Raw genomic sequence first — 16,499 nt, 5'->3', positions numbered from 1 at the left:
GGGGCACTGACGGTGCACTGACGGGCGCCGATGCAACGCTCACGGGACCCGCGGGGACGTTGTCTTCTACCCGCCTTGCGCCGGGCAACCCCGGAAACCGAAGTTCGGTATATTAGCAGGTTTGCTCCCCGCGCTTCCCGGGTCACGTGGCCGCAGTCGGCCACCCCCAAAGTGCGTGGGGCGGCAGGGCTTGCGCCCGTTTTCTGGGCGCCGCAGGCGTTGCTTTAGGCACTTTGACATTTCCGTGAGACCGACCTGTCTGCCATCCGGCGGCATTGGCGGCCTGGCTGGGCGAACTATCGGTATATGGAAGAAATCAAGATCCGTGGGGCACGAACCCACAACCTGAAGAACATCAATCTCGACCTGCCGCGCAACAAGCTCATCGTCATCACGGGCCTGTCCGGTTCCGGCAAGTCGTCGCTGGCGTTCGATACCCTCTACGCGGAGGGCCAGCGCCGCTATGTGGAGTCCCTCTCCGCCTACGCCCGGCAGTTCCTGCAACTGATGGAAAAGCCCGACGTGGACCTGATCGAGGGCCTGTCTCCCGCCATTTCCATCGAGCAGAAGGCCACCAGCCACAACCCGCGCTCCACCGTGGGCACGGTGACCGAAATCCACGACTACCTGCGCCTGCTGTTTGCCCGCGCCGGCACGCCCCACTGCCCCGACCACAACCTCGCCCTGCAGGCCCAGAGCGTGGCCCAGATGGTGGATGCGGCGCTGGCGATGCCCGAGGACACCAAGCTGATGATCCTGGCGCCAGTGGTGTCCGACCGCAAGGGCGAGCATTCGGACCTGTTCGATTCGATGCAGGCGCAGGGTTTCGTGCGCTTCCGCATCCGCTCGGGTGGTGGTACGGCTCACGAGGCGGAGGCCAAGGTCTATGAGGTCGACGCCCTGCCCAAGCTGAAGAAGACCGAGAAGCACACCATCGAGGTGGTGGTGGATCGCGTCAAGGTGCGGGCGGACATCAAGCAGCGCCTGGCGGAATCGTTCGAAACCGCGCTGCGCCTGGCTGACGGCCGCGCCATCGCGCTGGAAATGGATACCGGCCGCGAGCACGTGTTCAGCTCGCGCTTTGCCTGCCCGATCTGCTCATACTCGCTGCAGGAGCTGGAGCCGCGGCTGTTTTCGTTCAACAACCCGATGGGCGCCTGCCCGAGTTGCGACGGCCTGGGCCAGATCACGTTCTTCGATCCGAAGCGCGTGGTGGCCTTCCCGAATCTCTCGCTGGCTTCCGGCGCCATCAAGGGGTGGGATCGCCGCAACCAGTTCTACTTCCAGATGCTGCAAAGTCTGGCGGCGTTCTACGACTTCGACACGGAAACGTCGTTCGAGGATCTGCCGCCCAACGTTCAGCAGGTAGTGCTGCACGGGTCCGGCGAGGAAGAGATTCCGTTCACCTATATCAACGAAAAAGGCCGCACCACGGTGCGCGCGCACGCCTTCGAAGGGATCATCCCCAACCTGGAGCGCCGCTACCGTGAAACCGATTCGGTGGCCGTGCGCGAGGAACTGGCCAAGTACCAGAACAACCAGCCCTGCCCGGTCTGCCATGGCACGCGGCTGCGCACGGAAGCGCGCCACGTCAAGGTGGGCGAGGACGACCAGGCGCGTGCGATCTACGAGATCAATGGCTGGCCGCTGCGCGACGCACTGACCTACTTCCTGACGCTGAACCTGCACGGCGCCAAGCGCGAGATCGCCGACAAGATCGTCAAGGAAATCACCGCGCGGCTGAACTTCCTGAACAACGTCGGGCTGGACTACCTGTCGCTGGAGCGCAGCGCCGATACGCTCTCGGGCGGCGAGGCGCAGCGGATCCGGCTGGCGTCCCAGATCGGCTCCGGCCTGACCGGCGTGATGTACGTGCTGGACGAGCCGTCGATCGGCCTGCACCAGCGCGACAACGACCGGCTGATCGGCACGCTCAAGCACCTGCGCGACATCGGCAACTCGGTGCTGGTGGTGGAGCACGACGAAGACATGATCCGGGCGTGTGACTACGTGGTCGACATCGGCCCCGGCGCGGGTGTGCATGGCGGCATGATCGTGGCCGAAGGCACGCCTGACCAGATCGAGGACGCCGTGGCATCGCTGACGGGCCAGTACCTGTCCGGCAAGCGGCGCATCGAGGTGCCGAAGACGCGCGCCGAGCCTGACGAGGAGCGCCTGCTGCGCATCGTCAACGCAACCGGCAACAACCTGCGCAACGTCACGGCAGACATTCCGGTGGGCCTGCTGACCTGCATCACGGGCGTGTCCGGGTCGGGCAAGTCGACGCTGATCAACGACACGCTCTATCACGCCGTGGCGCGACACCTGTACGGCTCCACGGCGGAACCGGCCGCGCACGACCGCATCGAAGGCCTCGAGCACTTCGACAAGGTCATCAACGTCGACCAGAGCCCGATCGGCCGCACGCCGCGATCGAATCCCGCCACCTACACGGGGCTGTTCACACCGATTCGCGAACTGTTTGCCGGCGTGCCGTCGGCCAAGGAGCGCGGCTACGATCCGGGCCGTTTCTCGTTCAACGTCAAGGGCGGCCGATGCGAATCCTGCCAGGGCGATGGCGTGATCAAGGTGGAGATGCACTTCCTGCCGGATGTCTATGTGCCGTGCGATGTCTGCCACGGCCAGCGCTACAACCGCGAGACCCTGGAGGTGCAATACAAGGGCAAGAGCATCTCCGAGGTGCTGGACCTGACCGTCGAGCAGGCGCACGAGTTCTTCAGCGCGGTGCCGGTGGTGCGCCGCAAGCTGCAGACGCTGCTGGACGTGGGCCTGGGCTATATCCGCCTGGGGCAGTCGGCCACGACGTTGTCCGGCGGCGAAGCGCAGCGCGTCAAGCTGTCGCTGGAACTGTCGAAGCGCGACACGGGGCGCACGCTCTACATCCTGGACGAGCCGACCACGGGCCTGCACTTCCACGATATCGAGCTGCTGCTCAAGGTCATCCACAAGCTGCGCGACCAGGGCAACACCGTCGTGATCATCGAGCACAACCTGGACGTCATCAAGACGGCGGACTGGCTGCTGGACATGGGTCCGGAGGGCGGTGCGGGCGGTGGGCAGGTCATTGCGAAGGGCACGCCGGAGACGGTGGCCAGCAGCAAGGCCAGCTTTACCGGGAAATACCTGGCACCGCTGCTGAAGCGGGCCTGACCGACACGATCAAAAAGAATCCGGCGTCGTTGCCGGATTTGCCGCACGCGCTTGCCGTACTACGTGTACGGCAAGCGGCAGCGCGGGAGAGAAAGCCCCTCAGCGTGCCTGTGCCTGCGCCTCCGGCACGTCGGCCACCTTTGGCGGCTCGTCTTCCTTCATCCGGCTGCGGTTCATCATCCCGGCCTGCTCCAGCACCGGATACGCCGTGGCGCAGAACAGCGAATTCAACCGCTTGAGTTCACTGATCACGTCCAGGTGCAGCGAACTGGTCTCGATGCTCTCCGTCGTCTGGATCGCCACGCGCTGCAGATGGGTGCGCGCGTACTTGCGCTCCAGGTCGCGGAAGTTGGCCTTTTCCGCCATCAGCTGCTGCGCGCTGCGGAGGTCGCCGGTCAGGAACACCGACAAGCCCAGCCGCAGGTTGGCCACCAGCCGCCCGTGCATCTCGGCGATCTCCTGCATGCCTGCCTCCGAGAAGGCCAGGTTGTGGGCAATCTTCTTTTCCTTGGCATCCAGCACGATCCGCTCGATCAGGTCGCCCGCATGCTCCAGGTTGATCGTCAGCGAGATGATCTCGGTCCAGCGCTGGCCGTCGCGCTCGTCCAGGGCCTCGGTGCTGATGCGCGTCAGGTACAGCTTGATGGCGGTGTAGAGATCGTCCACCTCGTTGTCGATCCGGCACGTCGCATTGGCCAGCTTGACGTCGTTGGTGCGCAGCACACGCAGCATGTTGTCCAGCATCTGCTCGACGCGGTCGCCGATGCGCAGCACCTCGCGTGCGGCATTGGCTAGCGCCAGCGTGGGCGTGGGCAGCGCGGCGGGGTCCAGGTGGCGCGGCGTCACCTGGCTATCGCCGGTGTTGCGGCCCGGCAGGATCGCCTCGCAGACACGCGCCATCGGCCCGGTGGCGCCCAGCAGCAGGATGGCCAGCGCCACGTTGAACAACAGGTGGAAATTGACGATCAGGCGCTGCGGGTCCGCATCGGCCATCGCCAGCAGCTCCTCCGCCCGCGTCAGCAGCGGCAGCGCGATCACGCAACCCAGCAGCCGCGACAGCAGGTTGCCCATCGTCACGCGCTTGCCCGGCTGGTTGTTGCCGGACGTGGTCAGGAGCGCCGAGATGCCCGAGCCCAGGTTGGCGCCAAGCACCAGCGCCATCGCCACGTGGATCGACACCACGCCCGCGGACGCCAGCGCGCCGCAGAACAGCACCACGGCCAGGCTCGAATAGCAAAGGATGGTCAGGAATGCGCCGATCAGCATGTCGAGCGCGGCATCGCCGGTCAGCGTGCTGAACAGCACCTTCACGCCGGCGGCCTGCACCACGGGGCGCGTGGCGATCGAGATCAGCTCCAGCGCCAGCGTGATCAGGCCCAGCCCGATCAGTACGCGGCCCACGTGGCCCGCCTTGCTGCCCTTCCACGACAGATGGAAGATCACGCCGACGAAGATCAGCAACGGCGACAGCCAGGACAAATCCAGCGAGAACACCTGCACCATCACCGCGGTGCCCACGTTGGCGCCCAGCATGATGGCGAGCGCGGGTGCCACCGCGATCAGGCCCTGGCCCACGAACGAGCTGACGATCACGGCCGTGGCATTGCTGCTCTGGACGAGGCCGGTCACGCCCAGTCCGGCGACAAAGGCGGTGAAGCGATTGGAAACGCTGACAGAAAGCACGTGCCGGAGATTGGCGCCGTACACGCGCAGGATGCCGACCTTGACGATGTTGGTACCCCAGACCAGGAGCGCCACGCCGGAAAGCAGATGAAGGAGTACGCCCATCGTGCGTCCTTGTTGTGACCGGTGCCGACATGGAACAACGGAGGCGCCGCCCGGTCATCGTGTTGTTGTCAATGAGGCATTATGCGCCCCCACCCCCTGTGGGGCAACGGACGGCCCCGACGCTGGCGCGTGCAGGCAACAGCCGCCGCGCCGCGTGTTGGATTCATCGGCATCGGCGGGCGGAAGCTGTAGGGAAAGCGCGCGAATGCGCGCGAGGCAGAAGGCCTTGGAGGACCTCTTAGTGGCCTTCGAAATTGCAAACCGTGAACAGCGGCAGGCCGCTCCGTTGCAGCAGCTTGGAGCCACCAAGCTCAGGAAGATCGACGATCGCGGCGCCCTCCACCACCGTTGCGCCCAGGCGCTCCAGCAGCTTGCGGCCGGCCATCATGGTGCCGCCGGTGGCAATCAGGTCATCGATCAGCAGCACGCGGTCGCCAGGCTTGCAGGCGTCGGCGTGGATTTCCACCGTGGCGCTGCCGTACTCGAGCTCGTATTCCTCGGCCACGGTCTGGAACGGCAGCTTTCCCTTCTTGCGGATCGGCACGAAGCCCAGGTTCAGCTCGTACGCGATGATCGATCCGAGGATGAAGCCGCGCGCATCGATGCCGGCCACGAGGTCCAGCCGCTGATCCATGTAGCGGTGCACAAAAACGTCGATCAGCACGCGCAGCGTCTTGGGGCTCTGCAGCAGCGGCGTGATGTCGCGGAACATCACGCCCGCCTGGGGCCAGTCCGGCACGGTGCGGATGCGATCGCGCAGGTAACCGGTGACGTCGCCAAGATCGGGGGACTGGATGATGGAATCTGCCATGGGGAAATACGTGGAATAAGTAATCGCGCCGGCGGACGCACGGCAAGAGCCAGCGCCGGGACGCGCGCCGGCCCGCATTATGGGTCACAACCGCGCGGCTTGTGTGCCGTGCGGCAGCGGCTGCGCGCATCGGCTTTGCGAATCGCCTGCGGTAACGGGCTACCACCCGTGCCGCGTCAGGCCGCCGCACAATGATCCGGCCGGCCCAACGGGCCCCGGACACCCGTAACCATACAGGAGACAGCGATGGCAAAGAAGATTCTGATGCTGGTAGGCGACTTTGCGGAGGACTACGAGACCATGGTGCCATTCCAGGCACTGCAGATGGTGGGCCACACCGTCCATGCGGTCTGCCCTGACAAGAAGGCAGGCGATGCCTGTGCCACGGCCATCCACGACTTCGAAGGCGACCAGACCTATACCGAAAAGCGCGGCCACAACTTCACGCTCAACGCCACCTTCGCGGACGTCGATCCCGCAGCGTATGACGCACTCGTCATCCCCGGCGGCCGTGCGCCCGAATACCTGCGGCTGAACGCGCGCGTCGTCGAGATCGTCCGGCACTTCGCCACCGCCAACAAGCCGATTGCCGCCGTCTGCCATGGCGCACAATTGCTGGCCGCGGCCGAGGTCCTGGAAGGCCGCACCTGCTCCGCCTACCCCGCCTGCGCGCCGGAAGTCCGGCTGGCGGGCGGCAAGTACGCCGATATCCCGGTCGACCAGGCACACACCGACGGCAACCTCGTCACGGCACCGGCCTGGCCCGCCCATCCGGCCTGGCTGGCACAGTTCCTTGCCGTGCTCGGGACGCGGATCGTACAGTAGAGACTTCCGAACGCGGCACCGCCGCACGGGGGCTTCGCATGTGTGAGATCTTCATCCGGGCCAATCCGGATTCGTACCAGACCCAGTCGAGGTCGCTGCGCCTGCACGGCGTGGCGACCAGCATCCGCCTGGAAAGCCTGTTCTGGGAAGTCCTGGAAGAGCTGGCCCAGCGCGACGCGATGAGCGTCAACCAGCTGCTGACCCGGCTGCATGACGAACTGGCCGAGCACCGCGGCGAGGCGTCGCTGTCAGCCAATTTCTCGTCGTTCCTGCGCGTGTGCTGTCTGCGCTACCTGCTGCTGCAGGGCGAGGGCCGGATTCCTGCCGATACGTCCGTGCCGCTCCGCTCGCTGGACGCGTGCGCCGTGCTGGACAGTCTGCCGCCGTCGTGGGTGGAGGCCGACGCTGGCAGCCGCCGCACCACCGCATCACCACGCAAGGCGGACGCCGCAGCCGCGCGCTAATCCCGGATCAGCCGTTCCTCGGCGGATTCCAGTGCCTCCGGTGTGCCGCGCAGCACGATGATGTCGCCCGGTTCCAGCACCGTTTCCGGCTGGGGATCGAAGGCCCGGATGCCGCGCCGGCGTACCGCCGTCACCTCCACGCCGATCCGGTCCAGCCCCAGCGCGCCCAGCCGGCGCCCCACCGCCGTGTGTTCCGGCCCCAGCGACACCGAATGCAGCCGCACCGTGTCGCGCTCGACCATGTCTTCTTCATCATCGCGCCCGTGGAAGTAGCCGCGCAGCAGGCTGTAGCGCGCGTCGCGCGCCTGCTGCACGCCACGCACCACGCGTCGCATCGGCACGCCCAGCAGCACCAGCGCGTGAGAGGCCAGCATCAGGCTGCCTTCGATGATTTCCGGCACCACCTCGGTGGCGCCAGCCTTCTGGAGGGTGTCGAGCTCCGAATCGTCCACCGTGCGGACGATCACCGGCAGCGCCGGCGCCAGCTCCTGCACGTGGCGCAGCACCTTGAGCGCGGACGGCGTATTGGCGTACGTCACCACCACCGCCGCCGCGCGATGGATACCGGCGGCGATCAGCGCCTCGCGCCGGCCCGCATCGCCGTACACGACGGTGTCGCCTGCGGCGGCGGCCTCCCGCACGCGGTCCGGATCAAGATCCAGCGCCACGTAGGTGATGCCCTCGCGCTCCAGCATATGCGCCAGGTTCTGCCCGCTGCGGCCAAAGCCGCAAATGATGGCGTGCTTTTCCGTCTGCAGGCTCTGCGCGGCGATCCGCGTCATGTTCAGCGACTGCATCAGCCATTCGTTGGCGGCAAAGCGCAGCACGATGGCATCGCTGTACTGGATCAGGAACGGCGCCGCCAGCATCGACAACAGCATCGAGGCCAGGATCACCTGGATCAGCACCGGGTCCACCAGACCCATGCCATCGATCTGGTTCAGCAGCACGAAGCCGAATTCGCCGGCCTGCGCCAGCCCCAGGCCCGTGCGGATGGCCACCCCCTGGCGCGAGCCGAACAACCGCGCCAGCCCCGTGATCAGCACCAGCTTGAACAGGATCGGCACCGCCAGCAGGCCCAGCACCAGCCAGATGTGGTCCAGCACCACGCGGATATTCAGCAACATGCCGATGGTGACGAAGAACAGCCCCAGCAGCACGTCGCGGAACGGCTTGATGTCCTCCTCCACCTGGTGGCGGTAGGGCGTCTCGGAGATCAGCATGCCGGCCATGAACGCGCCCAGTGCCATCGACAGGCCCAGCCGTTCGGTCAGCGCGGCCATGCCCAGTGTCACCAGCAGCAGGTTGAGCATGAACAGCTCCTGCGACCGGCGCGCCGCCACCACGTGGAACCAGCGGCTCATCAGCCGCTGGCCCAGGAAGAAGATCGCGCCCAGGGCCACCACGATCTTGACCGTGGCCAATCCGAGCGCCGCGGCCAGATCCGCGGGATCGCGCGACAACGCCGGGATGACGATCAGCAGCGGCACCACGGCCAGATCCTGGAACAGCAGCACGCTGATGATGTTGCGGCCGTGTTCGCTTTCCAGCTCCATCCGCTCGGACAGCATCTTCGACACGATGGCCGTCGACGACATGGCCAGCGCCCCGCCCAGCGCCACCGACGCCTGCCAGGACAGCGGGAAGAGCCAGTTGAACAGCCAGCTGGCGGGGATCACGACCAGCATCGACAGCACGACCTGGGACCCGCCCAGCCCAAACACCAGCCGCCGCATGGCGCGCAGCTTGCTCAGGCTGAACTCCAGCCCGATCGAGAACATCAGGAAGACGACGCCGAATTCGGCCAGGTACTTGGTCTGGCCCGAATCGCTGGCCAGGCCGAGGGCGTGGGGACCGATCAGGATGCCAACCGCCAGGTAGCCCAGCATGGGCGGCAGCTGCAGCATGCGGAAGGCCACCACGCCGAGCACGGCGGCGGCCAGCAGCATCAGGGTCAGTTCCAGCGGAGAATGCATTCGGCAGGCTTAGAGTGATCGACCGGGCACGCGCGCCGTCCCGGCATTTGCGCCCTGCCGGCGAAACGGCAAGCGCGGCGGTCGTCGGGGCCCCTCGGGCGGGGAGCCGGGCCAGACGCCATCGCATTCGTTGGTATACTTCGTCGCCATGATAGCCAATTTCGATGCGGATCGAGCACTCCGGCTCGCCCGCCATACCCTCCAGATTGAAGCCGAGGCCGTTTCCGCGCTGGCCGGCCGACTGACACCCGCGTTCACCAAGGCCGTGGAGATGATCCTGGCCTGCACGGGGCGCGTCGTCGTGTCGGGCATCGGCAAGTCGGGCCATATTGGCCGCAAGGTGGCGGCCACGCTGGCCTCCACCGGCACGCCGTCGTTTTTCGTGCATCCGGCCGAGGCCAGCCACGGCGACCTGGGGATGATCACGCGCGACGACGTGCTGATCGCATTCTCCAATTCCGGCGAAACCGCCGAATTGCTGTCGATCATCCCCATCGTCAAGCGCATCGGTGCCGGCCTGATCTCGGTGACCGGCAATCCGGAGTCGAACCTGGCCAAGCTGGCCGACGCGCACCTGGACGGTGCCGTGGCCCAGGAAGCCTGCCCGCTGAACCTGGCGCCGACCGCCAGCACCACCGCCGCACTGGCGCTGGGCGACGCTCTCGCCGTGGCCGTGCTCGATGCGCGCGGCTTTGGCGAAGAAGACTTTGCCCGGTCCCACCCGGGCGGCGCGCTGGGCCGCAAGCTGCTGACCCACGTGCGCGACGTCATGCGCACCGGCAACGGCGTGCCGGAAGTGCGCGAAAACACGCCGCTGGCCCAGGCGCTGATGGAAATCACCCGCAAGGGCATGGCCATGACGGCCGTGGTCGACCCGGACGGCCATGCCATCGGCGTGTTCACCGACGGCGACCTGCGCCGGCTGCTGGAAACCCCGCGCGACTGGCGGACCGTGCCGATTGGCGACGTCATGCACCGCAACCCGCACACGGTCAACCAGGACCAACTGGCGGTGGAAGCCGTGCAGGTCATGGAAGCCAACCGCATCAACCAGTTGCTGGTGGTGGACGGCGACGGCCGCCTGGTGGGCGCCCTGCATATCCACGACCTGACGCGCGCCAAGGTCATCTGAACGATGCAGGACCTCTTCGCCAGGCTCACCGGGTTCATCATGCGGCTGTTGCCGCTGCTGCTGATGGCAATCGTCGCCGGCAGCACCTTCTGGCTGGTCCAGGTCAATTCGCCGCGCGAAGACACCTCCCGCGAGAACGTCAAGCGGCACGAGCCGGACTACTGGATGGAGCGCTTCTCCGCCACGGAGCTGGCCGAAGACGGCACCACGAAGCTGCGCTTCACGGGCATCAAGATGATCCATTTCGAGGACGACCAGACCTACGACGTGACCCGTCCGGCCATGCGCGCCTACCAGCCCGATCGCCCGCCCGTCACCGCCAACTCCGACCGCGGGGTGATGAATGCCGAGGGCTCCATCATCGACCTGTACGGCAATGCATTCGTCGTGCGGCAGGCCGGCCCGGACCCGTCCAAGGACCCGCGCATGACTGCCGCTTCTCAATATTTCCAGTTGCTGGTCAATGACGATATCGTCAAGACCGACAAGGCGGTGGAACTGCATCGCGGCCCGTCGGTGATGACCGCCAACGGCCTGATCTTCAACAACGTCACCCGCGAAGTACAATTGCTGGGCAACGTCCGCGGCACGATCATCATGAATCCGCCGTCAGGGCAGGCCAAGACCCCCTAATCATCGCCGCGACGATGCCAGAGCGCCGTCAGGTGCCGACCTGATCGCCGTCCCTTTCTCACCGCTAGCCAAACATGACTTCATCCCTGACGACATTGTCCTGTCGCCGCATCGCGCCCGCCCTGCTGGCGGCAACCGCCGCGCTCGGCATGACCCTGGCCCAGCCGGTCCTTGCCGAACGCGCGGACAAGGACAAGCCGCTGGTGCTGGAGGCCAACAATGCCAGCTACGACGACGTCAAACAGATCTACACGCTGACCGGCAACGTGGTGCTGACCAAGGGCACGATGGTGCTGAAGTCCGATGCGGCCGAAATCCGCACCGACCCCGAGGGCTACCAGTACGCCGTGGCCACCGCCAAGCCGGGCCGGCAGGCCTATATCCGCCAGAAGCGCGATGGTGTGGACGAGTACATCGACGGCTGGGGCGACCGCATCGAATACGACGGCAAGGCCGAGATCAACAAGCTGATCGGCCATGCCCGCGCGGCGCGTGTGGCCGGCACCGGCGCGAAGATCATCGACGAGATCCGCGGGGCCGTCATCACCTACGACAGCCGCAACGAGCTGTATACGGCCACCGGCGGCGGCGACAATACGTCCACCGGCAATCCGTCCGGCCGCGTGCGCGCCGTGCTGTCGCCGCGTGCGGACCAGGCCAGCGGCCCTGCCGCCCCGCCCCTCGAACTGAAGCCGGCGCCCGCGCCCGCCAAGCCCTGAACGACACGCTGCCCGCAGCGTCACGCACTGCATGATTGCCTGAGATGAACGATACCGCCACGCTCGCCACCCCCGACGCTTCCGCCGTCCGCACCGACAGCAGCACCCTCGTCGTGCGCCACCTGAAGAAGCGCTACGGCTCGCGCACCGTGGTCAAGGACGTCTCGCTGGACGTGAAGAGCGGCGAGGTGGTCGGCCTGCTGGGCCCCAACGGCGCGGGCAAGACCACGTCGTTCTACATGATCGTGGGCCTGGTGGCGCTGGACGAAGGGGACATCGTGCTGGACGACCAGCACATCAGCGGCCTGGCGATCCATGAGCGCGCGCGCATGGGCCTGTCATACCTGCCGCAGGAGGCGTCGGTCTTCCGCAAGCTCAACGTCGAGGAGAACATCCGCGCCGTGCTGGAGCTGCAGGTGGAAAACGGCAAGCCGCTATCCAGGGCCGAGCTGGACCGCCGCCTGGATGCGCTGCTGGACGACCTGCAGATTGCCCACCTGCGCAACAATCCGGCGCTGTCGCTGTCCGGCGGCGAGCGTCGCCGGGTGGAAATCGCGCGTGCGCTGGCCTCGTCGCCGCGCTTCATCCTGCTGGATGAGCCGTTCGCCGGCGTGGACCCGATTGCCGTGGGCGAAATCCAGCGCATCGTCAGCTTCCTCAAGGCGCGCAACATCGGCGTGCTGATCACGGACCACAACGTGCGGGAGACGCTGGGGATCTGCGACCACGCCTACATCATCAGCGAAGGCACCGTGCTGGCCGCCGGCATGCCCGAGGAAATCATCGCCAACGAGTCCGTGCGGCGCGTCTACCTGGGCGAGAATTTCCGCATGTGATGCCCCGTCCGCGCACCCCGCGCGGACCGCTCGCCGACAGTGGTTGGCGATCACGAAGCAAAAGCGATAGGCGATAGCAATTTCCGTTCCAACAACGGAAAGATGCGCATAGAATAGGTCGCTATGAAACCGTCGCTTCAGCTTCGCCTCTCCCAGCACCTTGCCCTGACTCCGCAGCTGCAGCAGTCCATCCGGCTGTTGCAACTCTCGACGCTGGAACTGCAGCAGGAAGTGGAGCAGGCGCTGACCGAGAACCCCCTGCTGGAACGCGAAAACGACTGGATCGAAAGCCCGCTGCGCGTGGGCGCGGACGGCTCCGTCAACCTCCAGAGCGCACCCGCGCCGGCCCCTGCCGAGCAGCAGGGTGGCAACGGCGAGGACCGCGCTGAAGGCGCGTCCGGTGGCGACGAAGACAACTACAGCGACAGCGGTGGCGAGGACTACGGCAACGACTGGAGCCTCGATGACTTTGCCCGCCGCCCCCAGGGCGACGAGGACGAAAAGACGCCGATGCAGTTGCGCGATGCCGAACCGACGCTGCGCGAATACCTGATGGAACAGCTTGCGCCGCTCAAGATTTCGACGCGCGACAAGGGCCTGGCCATCTTCCTGATCGAATCGCTGGACGACGACGGCTACCTGAGCGCGTCGCTCGAGGAAATCTGCACCGAACTCCCCGAGGAACTGGAGTTCGAGATCGACGAAGTCCACGCGATACTGACGCTGCTGCAAAGCTTCGACCCGCCCGGCGTGGGCGCGCGCAATGCCGCGGAATGCCTGGCCCTGCAACTGCGCCGACTGCAGCATCCGCAGCGTGAACTGGCGCTGTCCATCGTCAACCATCACCTGGAACTGCTGGCCGTCCGTGACTACACGCGACTCAAGAAAGCGCTGCAGGTGGACGAAATAGCATTGAAGGCAGCGCACGATCTGATTCGCTCGCTCGCGCCCTACCCCGGTCATGCATACAGCCGCCCGGAAGCGGACTTTGTCGTGCCCGATGTGTTCGTGCGCAAGACTGGTGGTGGATGGATCGCGCAGCTCAATCCCGACGTCATGCCGCGCCTGCGCATCAACGATATGTATGCGCAGATTTTGCGCGGTGCAAAAGGGGAATCGGGCACTGCCGGGCTGCAACAAAAACTGCAGGAGGCGCGGTGGCTCATCAAGAACATCCAGCAGCGATTCGACACGATCCTGCGCGTGGCGCAGGCGATTGTGGAGCGTCAAAAGAACTTTTTCACGCACGGCGAAATCGCGATGCGCCCCTTGGTTTTGAGGGAGATTGCCGATACACTGGGTTTACATGAGTCAACCATTTCCCGGGTCACGACGAATAAATACATGGCCACGCCAATGGGTACTTTCGAACTTAAGTACTTCTTTGGCAGCCACGTCTCCACGGAGACGGGCGGCGCGGCCTCATCCACGGCAATCCGCGCGCTGATCAAGCAACTGATAGGAGCCGAAGACCCCAGGAATCCTCTTTCCGACAGCCGGATCGCCGAACTGCTTGGCGAGCAAGGCTTTGTGGTTGCACGCCGCACGGTGGCCAAATACCGCGAAGCGCTCAAGATCCCAGCAGTCAATCTCCGCAAGACTTTGTAGCCGAGCCGCAACCGCCTGCCTGGTGCGGCTCTTTCAGAAGGAGAAGCGCTATGAACTTCAAGATCAGTGGACACCACCTCGACATCACGCCGCCGCTGCGTGAGTATGTGGAAACGAAACTGGAGCGTATCGTCAGGCATTTCGATCAAGTCATTGGCGTTAGTGTGCTGCTATCGGTGGATAACCATAAGGAAAAGGACCGGCGTCAGTACGCGGAAATCAATCTGCATCTCAAGGGCAAGGACATCTTCGTCGAAGCACATCATGAAGACCTGTATGCGGCGATCGACGCTCTGGTCGACAAGCTCGACCGGCAAGTGATCCGCTACAAGGACCGCGTACAAGGCCACGATCGCGAAGCAGTCAAGTACCAGATGGCTGAAGCGCAACTACAGCAGCAATAGCCTTGCCGGCACCCCATTCGGGTTGCCTTGAAGAGGACTGAAAAGAAGAGATCAAGCCGCGCAATCAGCGCGGCTTTTTTGATGGGCGCGCGGATTTGTGTCGCCACCGGCACTCCGGATTCCACTTGTTTCATTCGTTACCTTGGCGCCACGGCCAAAGGCTCCAGGGTGTTCGCAACGCGTCCCGCTCAGTGTATGCTGCGCCATACAAACAAGGCAGAACGGCCCCGGCGCACCGGACCGACATATCGCACGGCAAGAGACCATGCGTGGCGGGCGGCGGCAACGGGTGGGCAAGCCGGCCGGAATTCTTGCGGCACCACCCGCAGAACCGGCGTTGCATCGCACAAGTGCGGTGTGACCCTGCTCTATAATGGCCGGACGCTCCAATGCGGGCGTCCTGACAAAGCACTCGATATCCTGAATTGCCCCCACGCGGCGGGACGGCCTATGCGCCCCGGCCCGCTAACCTGACTTCTCGTGCATCGCCCATGAATCGTTTGGCCAAATTGCTGCCACCCGGCAACATCCACCTCGACGTCACCGTCACCAGCAAGAAGCGGGTGTTCGAGCAAGCCGGGCTCTTATTCGAGAACAACCATGGCGTGGCGCGTGCCACCGTGACGGATAACCTGTTTGCCCGGGAATCGCTCGGTTCGACCGGCCTCGGCGCCGGGGTCGCCATTCCGCACGGCCGCATCAAGGGCCTCAAGCAGCCGCTGGCCGGCTTCATGCGCCTGGCCGAGCCGATTCCGTTCGAATCCCCCGATGGCAAGCCCGTCTCGCTCCTGATCTTCCTGCTCGTGCCGGAACAGGCCACGCAGCAACATCTGGAAATCCTCTCGGAGATTGCGCAACTGCTGTCGGACCGCGACATGCGCGAAGGGCTGGCTACGTTGCCGACCCCGGAAGCTGTCCACCAGTTACTGACGCAGTGGCACCCCTGATCCCCGTGATTGCCCGCCCCATCGCCTCGCGCACCGCGGCCACCGCCGTCTGACGCGCAAAGCCAGTCCCGAAAGTCATCCCGCATGGAACTCACCGGCGTCACCTCGCAGTCGATCTTCGACGACAACGCAGCCGACATCAAACTCTCGTGGGTCGCCGGTCTCGAAGGAGCCGATCGTGCCTTCGATGTCGAATTCGCCCGTGAAGCCACATCCGCGGCCGATTTGGTGGGCCACCTGAACCTCATCCACCCGAACCGGATCCAGGTGCTCGGCAAGCCCGAGATCCTGTACTACCAGCGGCTCGACGACGAACCGCGCAAGCGGCAGATGGGCGAACTGATCCTGCTGGAGCCGCCGTTCCTGGTCGTGGCCGATGGCATGGAGCCCCCGCCGGACCTGGAACTGCGCTGCACGCGCTCGTCCACGCCACTGTTCACCACGCCGGTTTCCTCGGCGGCCGTGATCGATCACCTCCGGCTGTACCTGTCGCGCATCTCCGCGCCCCGCGTGACGATGCACGGTGTGTTCCTGGACATCCTGGGCATGGGCGTGCTGATCATGGGCGAATCCGGCCTGGGCAAGAGCGAACTGGGCCTGGAACTGATCTCGCGCGGCCACGGGCTGGTGGCCGACGACGCCGTGGACTTTGTCCGGCTGGGTCCCGATTTCATCGAGGGCCGCTGCCCGCCGCTGCTGCAGAACCTGCTGGAAGTGCGCGGCCTGGGCCTGCTCGATATCAAGACGATCTTCGGTGAGACGGCGGTCCGCCGGAAGATGAAACTCAAGCTTGTGGTGCAACTGGTGCGCCGCAATGACGGAGAGTTCGAACGCCTGCCGCTCGACTCGCAGTATCTCGATGTGCTCGGCCTGCCGATCCACATGGTGAAGATCCAGGTGGCGGCCGGCCGAAACCTCGCCGTGCTGGTGGAAGCCGCCGTACGCAACACGATCCTGCGCCTGCGTGGCATCGACACCCTGCGCGACTTCATGGACCGCCAGCGCGCCGCCATGCAGGCCGACGTGGTCTCCCGGGGCCAGGGACGACTGCTCTAGGCACGCCAGCCGCTCCAGCCACCGGCAAACGCCCGCCGACACCCGCCAACGCCCGCACCTCGCGGGCGTTTTTCATTTGCTTACAAGCGCCTGCCTGACTTGCGTCAACGGTCTACGGGTGCCCCCCGT

General features: G+C 65.5%; 14 protein-coding genes. 11 read left to right on the top strand and 3 right to left on the bottom strand.

Annotated features, from left to right (window positions below):
* The first annotated feature begins 306 nt into the window (after positions 1-306).
* Positions 307-3,171, top strand: coding sequence for an excinuclease ABC subunit UvrA (gene uvrA, locus BLR29_RS07325; protein WP_092135830.1), 2,865 nt, complete (start codon positions 307-309; stop codon positions 3,169-3,171).
* Positions 3,172-3,270: 99 nt separating this feature from the next.
* Here uvrA and BLR29_RS07320 read toward each other — a convergent pair whose 3' ends face one another.
* Together BLR29_RS07320 and BLR29_RS07315 are read right to left on the bottom strand one after the other, a co-directional pair.
* Positions 3,271-4,959 (bottom strand): Na/Pi cotransporter family protein, encoded by a 1,689-nt coding sequence (locus tag BLR29_RS07320; RefSeq protein ID WP_092135829.1) that lies wholly within the window; start codon positions 4,957-4,959, stop codon positions 3,271-3,273.
* A 238-nt stretch (positions 4,960-5,197) separates the two neighbouring features.
* Complete coding sequence (locus tag BLR29_RS07315) at positions 5,198-5,770, bottom strand: adenine phosphoribosyltransferase (RefSeq protein WP_092135827.1); 573 nt, start codon at positions 5,768-5,770, stop codon at positions 5,198-5,200.
* Between the two features lie 246 nt (positions 5,771-6,016).
* Between BLR29_RS07315 and BLR29_RS07310 the strand changes: the two genes are divergently transcribed.
* Entirely contained in the window at positions 6,017-6,595 is a 579-nt protein-coding gene (locus tag BLR29_RS07310) for a DJ-1/PfpI family protein (protein ID WP_092135826.1), read from the top strand.
* 38 nt (positions 6,596-6,633) lie between these two features.
* Positions 6,634-7,059 carry a ribbon-helix-helix domain-containing protein gene (locus BLR29_RS07305; RefSeq protein ID WP_092135824.1) on the top strand — a complete coding sequence of 142 codons (426 nt, stop codon included), beginning with the start codon at positions 6,634-6,636 and terminating at the stop codon, positions 7,057-7,059.
* Here the strand turns inward: BLR29_RS07305 and BLR29_RS07300 are convergent.
* Complete coding sequence (locus tag BLR29_RS07300; RefSeq protein WP_092135822.1) at positions 7,056-9,035, bottom strand: monovalent cation:proton antiporter family protein; 1,980 nt, start codon at positions 9,033-9,035, stop codon at positions 7,056-7,058. The two genes, BLR29_RS07305 and BLR29_RS07300, sit on opposite strands and share 4 nt — an antisense overlap.
* Positions 9,036-9,183: 148 nt before the next feature.
* Here BLR29_RS07300 and BLR29_RS07295 point away from each other — a divergent pair, with 148 nt between their 5' ends.
* The 8 genes from BLR29_RS07295 (at position 9,184) to hprK (ending at position 16,370) form a co-directional block, all read left to right on the top strand.
* Positions 9,184-10,167, top strand: a complete 984-nt coding sequence (locus BLR29_RS07295; RefSeq protein WP_092136641.1) for a KpsF/GutQ family sugar-phosphate isomerase — start codon at positions 9,184-9,186, stop codon at positions 10,165-10,167.
* Positions 10,168-10,170: 3 nt separating this feature from the next.
* Positions 10,171-10,800: an LPS export ABC transporter periplasmic protein LptC gene (lptC, locus tag BLR29_RS07290; protein ID WP_092135821.1), complete on the top strand. Its 630-nt coding sequence runs from the start codon at positions 10,171-10,173 to the stop codon at positions 10,798-10,800.
* Positions 10,801-10,874: 74 nt separating this feature from the next.
* Positions 10,875-11,519 carry a lipopolysaccharide transport periplasmic protein LptA gene (gene lptA / locus BLR29_RS07285; protein ID WP_092135819.1) on the top strand — a complete coding sequence of 215 codons (645 nt, stop codon included), beginning with the start codon at positions 10,875-10,877 and terminating at the stop codon, positions 11,517-11,519.
* A gap of 44 nt (positions 11,520-11,563) precedes the next feature.
* Entirely contained in the window at positions 11,564-12,355 is a 792-nt protein-coding gene (lptB, locus tag BLR29_RS07280; RefSeq protein ID WP_092135818.1) for an LPS export ABC transporter ATP-binding protein, read from the top strand.
* A gap of 123 nt (positions 12,356-12,478) precedes the next feature.
* The gene (locus BLR29_RS07275; protein ID WP_092135816.1) at positions 12,479-13,963 is read left to right on the top strand and encodes an RNA polymerase factor sigma-54; all 1,485 of its coding nucleotides are present in this window, start codon (positions 12,479-12,481) and stop codon (positions 13,961-13,963) included.
* A 50-nt stretch (positions 13,964-14,013) separates the two neighbouring features.
* Positions 14,014-14,367: a ribosome hibernation-promoting factor, HPF/YfiA family gene (gene hpf / locus BLR29_RS07270; RefSeq protein ID WP_092135815.1), complete on the top strand. Its 354-nt coding sequence runs from the start codon at positions 14,014-14,016 to the stop codon at positions 14,365-14,367.
* A gap of 491 nt (positions 14,368-14,858) precedes the next feature.
* On the top strand, positions 14,859-15,314 hold the full coding sequence (locus tag BLR29_RS07265; RefSeq protein WP_092135813.1) for a PTS sugar transporter subunit IIA: 456 nt from the start codon (positions 14,859-14,861) through the stop codon (positions 15,312-15,314).
* Positions 15,315-15,398: 84 nt separating this feature from the next.
* Positions 15,399-16,370: an HPr(Ser) kinase/phosphatase gene (gene hprK, locus BLR29_RS07260; protein ID WP_008650955.1), complete on the top strand. Its 972-nt coding sequence runs from the start codon at positions 15,399-15,401 to the stop codon at positions 16,368-16,370.
* The last annotated feature ends 129 nt before the right edge of the window (positions 16,371-16,499 follow it).

It is taken from the genome of Cupriavidus sp. YR651, from assembly GCF_900101625.1.
Taxonomy (GTDB): Bacteria; Pseudomonadota; Gammaproteobacteria; order Burkholderiales; family Burkholderiaceae; genus Cupriavidus.
Note: the sequence above shows the minus strand (reverse complement) of the source record. Positions and strands in the feature narration are given on the sequence as shown.

Excerpts from the sequence above, each read along its gene's own strand:
- lptA (WP_092135819.1), top strand. The coding sequence starts at position 10,875 with ATGACTTCATCCCTGACGACATTGTCCTGTCGCCGCATCGCGCCCGCC.
- BLR29_RS07305 (WP_092135824.1), top strand. The coding sequence starts at position 6,634 with ATGTGTGAGATCTTCATCCGGGCCAATCCGGATTCGTACCAGACCCAG.
- lptB (WP_092135818.1), top strand. The coding sequence starts at position 11,564 with ATGAACGATACCGCCACGCTCGCCACCCCCGACGCTTCCGCCGTCCGC.
- BLR29_RS07295 (WP_092136641.1), top strand. The coding sequence starts at position 9,184 with ATGATAGCCAATTTCGATGCGGATCGAGCACTCCGGCTCGCCCGCCAT.
- BLR29_RS07310 (WP_092135826.1), top strand. The coding sequence starts at position 6,017 with ATGGCAAAGAAGATTCTGATGCTGGTAGGCGACTTTGCGGAGGACTAC.
- uvrA (WP_092135830.1), top strand. The coding sequence starts at position 307 with ATGGAAGAAATCAAGATCCGTGGGGCACGAACCCACAACCTGAAGAAC.
- BLR29_RS07265 (WP_092135813.1), top strand. The coding sequence starts at position 14,859 with ATGAATCGTTTGGCCAAATTGCTGCCACCCGGCAACATCCACCTCGAC.
- lptC (WP_092135821.1), top strand. The coding sequence starts at position 10,171 with ATGCAGGACCTCTTCGCCAGGCTCACCGGGTTCATCATGCGGCTGTTG.
- hprK (WP_008650955.1), top strand. The coding sequence starts at position 15,399 with ATGGAACTCACCGGCGTCACCTCGCAGTCGATCTTCGACGACAACGCA.
- BLR29_RS07320 (WP_092135829.1), bottom strand. The coding sequence starts at position 4,959 with ATGGGCGTACTCCTTCATCTGCTTTCCGGCGTGGCGCTCCTGGTCTGG.
- BLR29_RS07315 (WP_092135827.1), bottom strand. The coding sequence starts at position 5,770 with ATGGCAGATTCCATCATCCAGTCCCCCGATCTTGGCGACGTCACCGGT.
- BLR29_RS07300 (WP_092135822.1), bottom strand. The coding sequence starts at position 9,035 with ATGCATTCTCCGCTGGAACTGACCCTGATGCTGCTGGCCGCCGCCGTG.
- hpf (WP_092135815.1), top strand. The coding sequence starts at position 14,014 with ATGAACTTCAAGATCAGTGGACACCACCTCGACATCACGCCGCCGCTG.
- BLR29_RS07275 (WP_092135816.1), top strand. The coding sequence starts at position 12,479 with ATGAAACCGTCGCTTCAGCTTCGCCTCTCCCAGCACCTTGCCCTGACT.